Origin of the sequence: Labilibaculum euxinicum, assembly GCF_009795715.1 — a bacterium.
GTDB lineage: Bacteria > Bacteroidota > Bacteroidia > Bacteroidales > Marinifilaceae > Labilibaculum > Labilibaculum euxinus.
The window spans coordinates 1-12795 of sequence record NZ_WTCR01000023.1; the positions used below are offsets into that span (position 1 = coordinate 1).

General features: G+C 34.0%; 9 protein-coding genes. 7 read left to right on the forward strand and 2 right to left on the reverse strand.

The window, feature by feature from the left end; all coding sequences use genetic code 11:
• From GQR60_RS19605 to GQR60_RS19625, 5 genes are all read left to right on the forward strand, one after another.
• Positions 1-359 (forward strand): hypothetical protein (locus GQR60_RS19605; RefSeq protein WP_160463534.1); only part of this gene is annotated, 359 nt, incomplete at its 5' end.
• Positions 360-373: 14 nt separating this feature from the next.
• Positions 374-1498, forward strand: coding sequence for a DUF4249 domain-containing protein (locus tag GQR60_RS19610; protein ID WP_124994567.1), 1125 nt, complete (start codon positions 374-376; stop codon positions 1496-1498).
• A gap of 10 nt (positions 1499-1508) precedes the next feature.
• A complete protein-coding gene (locus GQR60_RS19615; protein WP_124994568.1) occupies positions 1509-2198 on the forward strand; it encodes a hypothetical protein in 690 nt (229 codons plus the stop codon).
• An 11-nt stretch (positions 2199-2209) separates the two neighbouring features.
• On the forward strand, positions 2210-4927 hold the full coding sequence (locus GQR60_RS19620) for a TonB-dependent receptor (protein WP_124994569.1): 2718 nt from the start codon (positions 2210-2212) through the stop codon (positions 4925-4927).
• A gap of 4 nt (positions 4928-4931) precedes the next feature.
• The gene (locus GQR60_RS19625) at positions 4932-7070 is read left to right on the forward strand and encodes a hypothetical protein (RefSeq protein ID WP_124994570.1); all 2139 of its coding nucleotides are present in this window, start codon (positions 4932-4934) and stop codon (positions 7068-7070) included.
• A gap of 62 nt (positions 7071-7132) precedes the next feature.
• Here GQR60_RS19625 and GQR60_RS19630 read toward each other — a convergent pair whose 3' ends face one another.
• Together GQR60_RS19630 and GQR60_RS19635 are read right to left on the reverse strand one after the other, a co-directional pair.
• Positions 7133-7486 (reverse strand): rhodanese-like domain-containing protein, encoded by a 354-nt coding sequence (locus GQR60_RS19630; RefSeq protein ID WP_124994571.1) that lies wholly within the window; start codon positions 7484-7486, stop codon positions 7133-7135.
• A 132-nt stretch (positions 7487-7618) separates the two neighbouring features.
• Positions 7619-8011, reverse strand: a complete 393-nt coding sequence (locus GQR60_RS19635) for a carboxymuconolactone decarboxylase family protein (protein ID WP_124994572.1) — start codon at positions 8009-8011, stop codon at positions 7619-7621.
• 522 nt (positions 8012-8533) lie between these two features.
• Between GQR60_RS19635 and GQR60_RS19640 the strand changes: the two genes are divergently transcribed.
• Both GQR60_RS19640 and GQR60_RS19645 read left to right on the forward strand, forming a co-directional pair.
• Positions 8534-9418 carry an ABC transporter ATP-binding protein gene (locus GQR60_RS19640; RefSeq protein WP_124994573.1) on the forward strand — a complete coding sequence of 295 codons (885 nt, stop codon included), beginning with the start codon at positions 8534-8536 and terminating at the stop codon, positions 9416-9418.
• A gap of 10 nt (positions 9419-9428) precedes the next feature.
• A complete protein-coding gene (locus GQR60_RS19645) occupies positions 9429-12779 on the forward strand; it encodes a golvesin C-terminal-like domain-containing protein (protein ID WP_124994574.1) in 3351 nt (1116 codons plus the stop codon).
• Positions 12780-12795: the final 16 nt, after the last annotated feature.

Consider the following 12795-nt stretch of genomic DNA (forward strand, 5'->3'; position numbering starts at 1 on the left):
GGAAAAAAATAAAATCTGTTAACTTCTCAGAAGGTGCTCTTTACGATATCACCCCTGCAAATATTGAAGGAAATATAAGCGGATGTGATGAAAAATGTAAAGCCATTGGATATTTTGAAGTTTCTTCAGTAAACAGGACGCAAAATTTCTTTTCCAAAGATGATTTCACACTTGAATTTGCAAATTATCCTAAAGAATGTGAAACTATAGAATTAACATTGGCTCCCGATCCCAAAAAATATCATATTATTACCACGAGACCCGGAGGTAAATTCACTACTATATATGTTGTTCGCAGAAATGAATGTTATGAGTGCAATGTAGTTCATCCAACTAACAAGCCCTCTTTTTGGCCCTGATTTTTATAAATACTATGCATAAATCCAAAATAAAATTTATTATCCTTTCATTTTTCTTCACGCTTATCTATGCGTGTACAGAAAAGTTTTATCCAGAAATTGACGCTGATATTTCAATTTTAGTTGTTGACGGAAAGATTACAAATAAACCTGGTCCGTATGAGGTAAGATTATTTAGAACTGTTGATCTCATAAGAGTCGATACATTGAAACCCGAACAAGGCGCAATTATAATGATTAATGACGATCTCGGAAATTCTGAAATTTTATGGGAAACATCTCCCGGGGTTTATAGAACTCAAAATTCAAATTTTCAAGGTCAAATAGGTCGAAGCTATTGGATTGAAATTCAAACAAATTCCGGTGAGAAATATGAATCCAATCCGGAAACAATTCAACCCGAGATAATCATTAAATCAATATATGGTGAAGAAAAAAAATTATTATTAGAAGATGCAAGTACAGTAAATGCTGCCAAATTATATATTGATGCCTCTGATCCAACAAATCAAAGCAGTTATGTTAGGTGGGAGTATCGAGAAAGTTGGGAATGGCGAAATCCTTATTTCGAACCAAAAACTGCAAATCCATCCAAAATATGCTATCCTTTTCTGCGTTCAGATAATGTTTTCGTTTTTGATGGATCTGGTCAAAAAATAAAGGAATTCAAGCACCTCCCAACCTCTTACATAACAGAAAATGAAGTTAAACTAAATTATGAATATTTCATCAATGTAGCAATGTATTCTGTAAATTTTGAAAACTATGAATTCTGGAGAAATATTAAAGAATCGATTCAACAAAACGGAGGCTTGTATAATGTAATTCCAGCAAATACGATAGGAAATGTTTATGCTTGTGATTCAAAAGCTACCGTTCTTGGATATTTTGAAGCATCGAGTGTAAACACTATGACAGCAAAATTCTCAACTCAAGATTTCCAGATGAAATTCATTGATTTCCCTCAGGACTGCAAAGATATTGAGATGAGATTTAGAGATTGGCATCCCGATGAAAGCAAATTCCATATCTTGAAAGATTATTTCGAAGGTGAAGTACACGTTTTTATTGTAAGATACAATTATTGTTACGATTGCAGCGTAAAATATTCTCCCACTAAACCTTCATTTTGGCCCTAAAAAATATACCATGAAAACTAAATCACTAAGCTTGATCACATTTATTCTGCTACTTGCAGGATTTTGTCCAAACACATTTGGGCAACCCAAATTATCTACAAATCCCGAAACAATTATAAACGGGAAAATCTGGATACCAACATTCTCTGTTGCCCAAGGGAAGCAATTTTTCTTAAAAAAACTGGAGTTAAACGGAAGTTTTAAATTTAATGGACAGAATTTCAATAATCTGAAGTTCTTCTACGACCTCTCAAAAGAAGAAATAATAACCCCCATTCAAACCGAGAACAATACAACTTGCAATATTGTTGTAAATCCATTCTTTTTAGAAGAATTTACAGTTTTAGATAACCAGACGATTTATCATTTTAAAAGAGGTGATTTGATTCATAAAAAATTAAGTCCGGCCAACTACTACCAAGTTTTTACTGCTTCAAAAATAACCTACGTTATTAAACGTACTCAATTACGAGTTCTTAGTTCAAAAACAGGTTCTGAAAAATTCAACTATATAGATGATACTAATATGTATGCCATTTATAAAAAAGAGTTAAGCACGATAAAAAGCAAAGCTGATCTCATCAAATTCTTTCCATCCCAAAAGAAAGAAATCAAGCAATTCGTTCGCTTCAGTAAGTTAAAGATAAACAGACACAATCCATTAGATGCAATCCCTCTTTTAATAAAATTTGACCAATAAAATTACGGAAAATGAAAAAAGCACTCCTATTACTATATAGTTTGTTCATACTTTTCCCTTGTTTGGCTATAAGCGAACAAGAAATAAGTATTGGCCACGAAGGAATGACATTTGTTGAATTCGCAAATGATCTGAATGAGAAATATCAAATAAAAGTATTTTTTGATAAAAGTTGGGTTGAAAACATTCATCTAAAAAAGTCTTATTCAAATGAAAATATTACAGATATACTATCTGATATACTAGCAGGAACACAATTTCGATTTCTAGTTAGAAATAATTCAATTGTTCTCACGAAATATGAAGACGTTGGAAAAGAATTTAGTCTACGGGAAAAAGTAGATCGTACCACAAAAATGGTCGAATCGGTTGAGGAAGACAAAGACTTTTCGAACTTACAGGAACAAGAGTACAAAATTCATGAAATTGGAACTGCCCTAGGTAAGAAAAAAGTAAAACTATTTGGTAAGGTAAGCCATTTTGAAAGCTCTCAACCACTTAAAGGCGTTTCAATATTTCTTCCTAATCTTACTAAAGGAGTAACATCTGATAAAGATGGCTATTTTGAACTGGATCTTCCTCCTGGATTTTATACTTTAAATTTTCGATACATGGGACTTAAACCAAGTTCCAGAAAAATTAATCTTAGAGGGGATGGCCGGATTAACGTTCAACTATTAAGTGAAACAAAGACAATTAAGGAAGTAAGAGTTTTAGCAAAAGACGATAAGGTGAGGAGAACATCAATGGGTATAGAATATATTCAGGCAAAAGATATAGAATCCTTACCTTCAGCCTTGGGGGAGCCTGATATAATAAAAAGCACCACAATGTTGCCAGGTGTTGAAAGCGCTGGGGAAGGATCAATTGGTTTCAACGTTAGAGGAGGTTCTGCCGATCAAAACCTAATACTAATAGATAATGCACCTATTTACTATCCTGCTCACTTTTTTGGATTCTTTTCTGCATTTAATAACGACATGATACAGGAGGCCAGTTTATATAAATCAAGCATTCCTGTTCAGTTTGGAGGACGAATTTCTTCAACTTACGATATCCATTCAAATAATAAAATAGCCGACAAAATAAATGGTAAAGTTGGAATTAGTCCAGTTACTACAAAAGCATTTTTGAATTTACCAATACTCAAAAACAAGCTGTCAATAATGAATTCTTTCCGATTCACCTATTCCGACTGGATAGTTGATAAGATAGACTCAAAAGAATTAGTAGACTCTAAATCGAACTTTCACGACCTTCATGGAAAAATTCTCTACAAACCCAATTCAAACAATCAATTTGAGTTAAGTTATTACAAGAGCAAAGATGAATTCCAATTGCATTCTGACACAATTTATAACTTTAATAATTTTGTTAGCTCAATAAATTGGAGACATCGTTTTTCTGAAAGACTAAAAATGAATAACAGTGGATATTTCACCAGTTTCTCTTATGACATGAGTGCTACTGAAATTGCTAACAATGCCTTTAAATTAACACATAGAGTTAATGAAGGAGGTTTTAAGTCTTTCCTCAATTACGAGAAAGATCTTTATACAAAAATAGACATGGGAACCGAACTAAAATATTACAACATCAGTCCGGGAGACATGAAACCTTATTCTGAAGCTTCTGTAGTAAGTAATAACAATTTGCCAGAAGAAAATGGTCTTGAGGCTGCCTTATTCTTAGGTTTTAAAAGGGAATTTATGGGAAATATTACTGCAGAAGCAGGTATTAGATATTCATTATATGGCAATGTCGGAAAAAGGGAAGAATTAACTTATTTAGATGGAATTACAAGTCGTTATAATATTTTGGACACCATTACATCGACTGGTTTGAATAACATATATCATGGTCCTGAATATCGTATTTCGGTTAATTATGCATTAAACCCAAGCACATCTATAAAAGCAAGTTACAATAGAACCCGTCAGTACATACATCTTTTATCAAACACAACATCTATTTCTCCAACAGATACATGGAAACTTTCTGACAAGTATTTAAAACCTCAAATTGGGGATCAGATTTCTTTAGGTTTTTACAAGAACATTTTCAATTCTAACTTTGAATTATCAGCAGAAACCTATTTTAAAAAGGTTCAAAATGCGAAAGATTACAAGGATGGTGCACAACTGTATTTAAATGAGCATACGGAAAATGAGGTGCTTAACGCAGAAGGGAAGAATTACGGAGTAGAACTTTTCATCCGAAAAAACAAAGGCAGGTTTAACACAATGGTGAGCTATACTTATTCGAGAAGTTACCTCAAATCAAAAGATAATACGGGCGAGTTTGCAGTTAATGATGGTGATTGGTATAGAGCACCGTACGACAAACCACATAATATCAAAGCCTTTTTCAGCTTTAAACTTTCCAGACGGTTTATATTCTCAACTAATTTAGTTTATCACACTGGTCGGCCTGCTACCTATCCTATTGCTAAATACAGCCTACAAGGAATTCCAATTATTTACTATTCCGAACGAAATGAATATCGCATTCCAAACTATTTTAGAACTGATATTTCTCTGCTGGTTGAGGGAAATTTACGCAAAAACAAACCCTATCACACATCCTGGACTTTTGGTTTGTATAATCTTACAGCACGCAATAATGCTTACTCCGTTTATTTTAGATCTGAAGATTCTTCTGTAGCTGGATATAAACTATCTGTATTTGGAAACGTGATCCCTACAGTTTCATATAACATTGAATTTTAAAGCTATGAAAAATAAAAACTATATATACATATTGCTTATTTTGACTGTTTCACTAGCTATTAACTTTGCAGGTAAGGGAGAAAATATTAGCCATGAAAGTGAACGAATTCATGTTCACATTCAAAAAAATATATTTCTTGCCGGAGAATCAGTCCTATTAAAATTGTATTGCATCAATTCTGTCACACAGAAGCTGTCCGATTTAAGTAAAGTCGCCTACCTGGAATTAATTGACGAAAATGGCTATGCTGTTGCTCAGGAAAAGATAATCCTGAATCAAGGAATTGGAGCCGGTGGTTTTCTAATAACAGATCAATTATCAACAGGAAACTACGCCATTAATGCCTATACGCATTGGATGAACTCTACTTCAAAAGAATTAACAAGCGTAACCCCAATTTTTGTTTTTAATAATTACAAGCTTGCAGAAAATAGTATCGACAACCAAAAAATTACAAACGGATCAACTCAATTCTATGATTTGAAAGATAATGACCGAACTGTGTTGCGAACTAAAAGCAATACGAATGAGGAGAAACCATATACGATTACTTCTTCAGTTGAAGATCTGGATCGATACATCCGTTTTACAGTTTCATCAAACAATGCATCATCGGTTCCTGATAAAGGACTCAAATTTCAAATCTTTTCGAGCAAAGGAAATGTTGTAGATCAATCATTTAAGTTAACTAATAACAATTGGGAGTTTCGAATTCATAAAAAGGAATTAAACTCTCCAAGTTATGGAATCTGTGTTAAAAATCCAGATGGAGAAATTTTAACAGAAGCTGTCTTTCATTTAGCAAGCAATAACAAAGGAGTATTTTTTGAAAATTCACGTATTACTGTTTCCCCCCGAGAGAAAGTTCAATTGAATCTTACAAGTAAGGATTTTACAAAAAAAGCTGAATTATTATATCTCTCAGCAAGTATCAAATTAAAAGAACCTTTTCATACATCGGCTAATATTATTGAATTCTTCAATATCTACAGTAATTTTGGTGCTTCAATGAATAGCTATTTTGAACAACTCAGTAAAATACCGGAACAAGATTGGATTTCAAAAGATGGACTTAAATCCTTATACTTACGTAGTAACCCCAATTATTTCGTTAATTCAAGTCAGTATCCTGAAGAGGAAGCCTATATTTTGGAAGGACAAATAAAAAGTCGAAAAACAAAAGAAGCTATTGCCAATAAAAATATTTACCTGTCAAAAATTGGCGAATATGCTGATATAAGCACATTTAGAACACATCAAGATGGTAAATTTTTCTTTCAGCTTCCATTAAAAAAAGGATTGCATGATATTTCCATTCAACTTAACGATAATAACTTCGAAGAATGCTCTATCCAACTAAAAGAAAAATTCAACCAAAAAGGTTTTGCATCTGTACAATGGAAAAAATCTGATTTAAATCAAGACCAAATAGACTTTCTAAAAAAACTTTATGAAAATTATAGAATCCGAACCATCTATAATCAGAAAACTTATACAGAATTAAAAGATACATGCTTGTATCGCGGAGAGAGTAACTTCTTTGGGAAACCATATTCTTCAACAAAAATCGACAACTTTATTCGTTTGGACTCTTTGGAGGAATACTTCCATGAATTTATTTCTCCCGTTAAAATTAGTTACCGAAAAAAAGAAACCTTTTTCAATGTATATAGTCCTGATCAATTAAAAGTTATGAAGCCTGCTCCATTAATTCTTTACGATGGACTAATAGTATCTAATCCCAGAATTATTCTAAATAAAAGACCCTCGGAAATTGACAGAATTGAGGTGATGCCATATGAATATTTTTATGGAAAATCCCATTTTTACGGAATCATACATGTCATTTCCAAAGATAAAGATTGTAAGATAGACCAATTGCCAATAAACACAGAACGATATTATCTTCCTTTATTCACATCAAGTTATTCTTTAGCTAACAAACCAAGTTCTTCTGATAAATTTATGCCCGATTTCAGAACTGATTTGCTCTGGGAGCCAAATATTACACTGGGCAAAGAACAGGATTTTAAGTTAGAATTTACAGCAAGTGATGTGAAAGGTGAGTATGAATTAATTGTTGAAGGAATTTCTGAAAATGGTGAACCCATTGTTCTCAAACAAAGCATATTTATAAAATAGAAACCACAGCATATAAAAGAGCCTCATTTCAATTATGAATGAGGCTCCTCAAAATGTATACTTTATCGATATCTCTGAACCTTTGGATCCACCTCAACCGACCAACGATCAATACCTCCTTTTAAATTAAATACACGGGAAAACCCATTTTTTCGCAAATAATTCATCACCTGTTTACTGCGCACTCCCATGTGACAAAATACAACCAAATCCTTATTCTTAGGCAAATCTTCCAGTTTATTAGGAATTTGTCCCATAGGAACGTGCATTGCATCTTTCAAATGACAAATTTGTATCTCTGTATGCTCACGCACATCAAGCATCAGAAGATCCTGCCTTTTTTCCATTTCCTGTGCCAATTCCAAGGGTGTATATTCCAGCTTATCCGATGAATCATTATTAAAAAAAACTCTCATTGTCGTTCCTGTTGTTTGTTATTAATCTTAATAAAGATAAGTATAATAAACAAAAAGAAGGAAATCTATTAAAAAGATCTCCTTCTATTATTTTCACAATCAATAATCAATTACACCAAATTAATTATTGTATTAATGCTGTAGATGCAAATCACGGACATGATCACAAGCAAGATCAATTTCCTTTTTAAAATCATTAAAATCCAACTGCATTCCATTAACATAAGCACTCCAACCTGCTGATGCTTTTGCAAAATGAATGGCTTCCTCAATTTCCTCATCTGTTGCTCCATTTAATCTGGCCATTTCAGTATGGAAATATGCACAATAACGACATTTTGAAACTGCTGCGATTGACAATCCTATTAACTCACGATTTTTAACACCAATTGCACCATCTTCCAGTTGAAGTCTTTTAAATAACTCCCATTCCAATTCCAGTGTTGAATCAGGAATTGATTTGAACATTGTTGGCACTAAACCGAACATTTGCTCAATTTCGTCATAAATCTTTCTCCTCTTCATGATTTCCTCCTTATTTTTAATAAGATTAAATTTACAACTTTACTCATTGAAAGTCAATGAAGTAATCGATTCTAAATTAGACACATACACCACAACCACATTACAAAAAAAAACAATATAACACAGAATATATTCTTTTATCCTTCAAATAACAATATTTGTTTATGAACACTTCCCATTCCTAATATTATAATCATAATATAGCAATCAAAAAAAATCATTTTCCGCCAGCTATTTAGAATAGCTGAATTTAATTCCGCTTAAATAAATATTATTCCAATTCTATCTTATAATTGAAAGAAGATTAAATTAATAAAATCTGTAACCTATTGTTCGCATTTCTTGTCTCATACTTTGTGTAGAACAGGTAAACTATCCTGTTTATCGAAAAACGAATGGATGAGAAAGCATTACTAAGCATAAATTGTAAATTTGATCGATAGACAAAAATTTATTTAAACCTTATCTACTATTTATTGTCTAAGATTATTCTAGCTTATTTACTTTGAAACCAACAAACAGATGCAAATCAATATTCAGGAACTAAGTAAAATTTATCCAAACGGAAAAAAAGCACTGGACAATGTAAATCTGGAAATTGGTACTGGAATGTTTGGACTACTGGGTCCAAATGGTGCGGGGAAATCAAGCTTAATGAGAATTTTAGTGACTTTAATGAAACCAAGCATGGGTTCTGTTTCCATTGATTCGTTTGATTTGGAAAAAAACAGAAAAGAAATCAGAAGCATGTTGGGCTATCTGCCACAAGACTTTCGTTTTTTCTCAAAACTGAAAACATGGGAGTTTTTAGATTATGCGGCCTCACTTTCCGGAATAAAAAACAAAAACATAAGAAGAGATAAAGTTGATGAATGGCTTGACAAGGTTGGATTATTTGATGTTCGGGAACGGGATGCTAATAAACTCTCCGGAGGTATGAAACGAAGATTGGGAATTGCCCAAACCTTGATTGGGAATCCAAAAATTATCGTGGTTGATGAACCAACAACCGGCCTTGATCCGGAAGAAAGAATTCGGTTTCGAAATATATTATCGGAGCTGAGCCAGCAAGATGTGATCATTATTTTATCAACCCACATTGTTGGAGACATTTCCAGCGTTTGCAACAACCTAGCCTTGCTTAACAACGGACAGGTTGCTTTTAAAGGAACACCTGAAGCTCTTATTGAAAATGCCCGCGGACATGTTTGGCAGGTGAATACATCTGGTTATGAATATGACCTGATAAAAGATAAATATCCTGTAGTTTCCACAATTCCAACTCAAGAAGGTTGGGAAGTTCAATTAATTGGAGACGGCAGTCAATTTACCAATGCAATTGAGCTGGAACCAAATCTGGAACATGCATACGTTTATTTCATGGAAATGTCTTCGGCACTAATCTAGCAATTTAAAAATGATCTCTCCCAACACCATACGCACCGTAGCCAAGTACGAAACCATAACTCTTCTTCGATCCTGGTTTTTTAGAATATTTGCCGGACTCTCCGTCCTGTTTATTGGTATTTTTAATGTTGCTGCATTTGTAGAAAATAGCGGAGCGCCTTGGATCTACCGTGCACTCCCTGCAGCAATTCCTTATGCCAATCTGATCATTCTAAATTTGGGTCAGGCAATTGTTGCCGTATTTTTAGCCTCTGAATTTCTGAAACAAGACAGTAAAAACGATACCGTAGAAGTAATCTATGCGCGATCGATGACCAACAGTGAATATATTCTAGGAAAAACCCTCGGAATTATAAGCGTTTTCGTCATCCTCAATTTTATCATTTTATTAATGGGAATAGGATTCTCCTTTTTAAGTAAGGATTCTTCACAAAGTGCATGGGTAGTATTTTACTATCCACTTTTAATATCAATACCTACCCTCGTTTACATTCTCGGTCTTGCGTTCTTTTTAATGATCATTTTAAAAAACCAAGCCATTACTTTCATCATTCTGTTAGGATACATTGCTCTAAGTATATTCTACTTAAATACCAAATTCTATCATCTGTTCGATTACATTGCCTACCAGGTGCCAATGATGAATTCGACCATTGGTGGATTTGGAAATTTAAAAGAAGTAGCTATTCACCGGGGAATTTATTTTTTCCTGGGAATCGGCTTTATCCTCTTTACCATATCCAAATTAAATCGCTTGCCTCAATCGAAAAAATTGGTTTCACTTCCCATTTATTTGGCTTTATTCAGTTTTCTGATCGGGGGTTTATTAGCGAAGAAATACATCGATATTAACATCAGCAATCAGGAGTTTAAAAACGAAATGATTGCTCTGAATAACAAATATGCTGCATTTCCAAAACCTGAAGTTACCTCCTGCAATATAGATCTTACACATACCAATGAAGAAATAGCTGTACAAGTCAAGCTTGAAATTTGTAATCATTCCGGTTCAGATTTGGACACGCTTCTTTTTAGTTTAAATCCTGATTTGAAAGTAAGCTCTGTTCTTCAGAATGGTAAAAATCTTGATTTTACAAGACAAAAGCATCTGCTGAAAATTATTCCCAGCCAATATTTACTAAAAAATGAAAGCACAAAATTAGATATTACTTACAATGGATCAATAGATGAACGAACTCATTTTTTGGATTTAAATCCTGAATTAACCGAAGACAACTTTACCGCAGAGATGTTTCGCATTCGAAAGCGATTCTCTTACCTGAAAGATGATTTTGTATGTCTCACCAGTGATGCTTTATGGTATCCTATCGCAGGAGTTGGATATGCCTCCGGTAATCCAGCATTACATTCGCCAGATTTCACAAATTTTACTTTAAAAGTTAAAACATCGAATAATCTGATTCCCGTTTCGCAGGGAGAGGTAACAAAAATTGAAGATGGTGTTTTTGCATTTCATCCGGAATCGGCCTTACCCAAAATCAGTCTGCTGATTGGTGATTATCTTCAACACAGCATTCAAGTTGATTCCGTTGAATATTCAATTTACAGCATTCGGGGAAATGAATTTTTCCTGAAGCATTTTGATGTAATACAGGATAGTTTGCCTTCACTAATCAGAGGATTAAAAAATGAGTACGAAACCCAAATAGATCTGGAATATCCGTTCAAACGATTCGCTTTAGCCGAAGTGCCGATTCAATTTGCTTTGGACAAACACATTTGGTCGATAAGCAGTGATGCCGTACAGCCCGAAATTATTTTTTATCCTGAAAAGGGAGTTGTGATGGAAGAAACTGATTTTAAAAAGCGAAAGAACCGATTCGAAAAAAGAATGAAGCGGGATAATGAAGAAGTCTCGGACGAAGAACTGCAGGCTCGCATTTTTAAAAGATTTGTACGTGCAAATTTTATGCCTCCTGCAACAGAATGGTATCAGTTCGATAATGTTGATAGAAATACCTATTCTCCTTTCCCCAACTATTATGGCTACTCAACCCAGATGTATTCGCAGGAATTTCCGGTTCTGAATATTGCGTTGGGAGTTTATCTGAAAGAACAAAATGCCGGTTCTCAATCACAAAACCGTTGGCAATTTGATGGAATCAGTAAAGAAGAGCGCATTAATCTTGAACTAAAGAAAGCATCATTAACAGACATCACAAAATCGGGTATTAAAGCATCCAAAGAAGAAAATGAACAGATCTACCTAAATGATATTTTTAGAGTAAAGGGCATTCATCTCTTCTCAATTTTTAAAGCCAGATACGGGGAAGACAAGTTTAATTCCCTGCTAAAAAATTATATCGCAGAAAACCAACATCGGAAATTTAGCTTTACCAGTTTTGATAGTCTGCTTATCGCGAACAACGGCGAATCAATTCAGTCCGATGTAATAAAATGGTATACAACAAACAAGTTACCAGGCTTTTTAATTAAAAATCTGCAAACCTACAAGGTGAAAGATGGCGATCACATTAAATACCAGATTCGATACAAAATCTCCAACCCCGAATCGGTAGATGGAATTATTTCGGTTAGTATCGAATTAAATGATCAAAACCGAAGACGAAACCGAAGAAACCCGGGGGAAGACAAACCGGCTTTTACAAAAACAATTCTTGTGCCGGCGAATTCAGCTCTCGATGTGGGATTTGTATTCCCTTCGCAACCAAGCAGAATGAATGTATCAACACATATCTCAGAGAATCTTCCCAATAGTTTAGTTTATGATTTCAGTTCGTTTGACGAGACTAAAAAAGGCAATTTCTTTAATGATATAAGAGCCTGCGAAGCCTTTGACGGGATTTTAGCCGCGAATGAATTTGTAGTTGATAACGAGGATAAAGGCTTTGAATATGTACAGGTTTCGAACAAAAGTTATTTAAAACAATGGATGGATGACAAACGAATTACTGAGCATGAATATTCGAGATTGCGCACGTGGAATCCGCCCAACGAATGGAAAAATGTTTTACGTTCCGGCTTTTTCGGAAAATATGTACGATCTGCGCTCTTCACGAAATCCGGACAAGGTGAACGTTCGGCAATTTGGACTGCGGAACTAAAAAACAGCGCACAATACGATGTTTACTGTCATATCGAAAAAATTGAACAATGGGGAAGACGAAGAGGACAACAGAAAAAAACGGATTATAATTTTAAAGTATATCATGAATCAGGAGTTGAAGAAATCAATAAAAGTGATCAGGAACTGGAAAACGGTTGGAATTATCTGGGCACTTTCTTTATCACACCTGAAAATGCAAAAGTAGAACTGAACAACAAATCGGCGGGCTCTTTTCTCTTTGCAGATGCAATTAAATGGGTTGAAAATAAATAAAATATACTAATTATAT

What these genes read in the sequence shown, in the direction of transcription:
- GQR60_RS19620 (WP_124994569.1), top strand. Translation starts at nt 2,210, where the DNA reads ATGAAAAAAGCACTCCTATTACTATATAGTTTGTTCATACTTTTCCCT.
- GQR60_RS19630 (WP_124994571.1), bottom strand. Translation starts at nt 7,486, where the DNA reads ATGAGAGTTTTTTTTAATAATGATTCATCGGATAAGCTGGAATATACA.
- GQR60_RS19640 (WP_124994573.1), top strand. Translation starts at nt 8,534, where the DNA reads ATGCAAATCAATATTCAGGAACTAAGTAAAATTTATCCAAACGGAAAA.
- GQR60_RS19635 (WP_124994572.1), bottom strand. Translation starts at nt 8,011, where the DNA reads ATGAAGAGGAGAAAGATTTATGACGAAATTGAGCAAATGTTCGGTTTA.
- GQR60_RS19645 (WP_124994574.1), top strand. Translation starts at nt 9,429, where the DNA reads ATGATCTCTCCCAACACCATACGCACCGTAGCCAAGTACGAAACCATA.
- GQR60_RS19615 (WP_124994568.1), top strand. Translation starts at nt 1,509, where the DNA reads ATGAAAACTAAATCACTAAGCTTGATCACATTTATTCTGCTACTTGCA.
- GQR60_RS19610 (WP_124994567.1), top strand. Translation starts at nt 374, where the DNA reads ATGCATAAATCCAAAATAAAATTTATTATCCTTTCATTTTTCTTCACG.
- GQR60_RS19625 (WP_124994570.1), top strand. Translation starts at nt 4,932, where the DNA reads ATGAAAAATAAAAACTATATATACATATTGCTTATTTTGACTGTTTCA.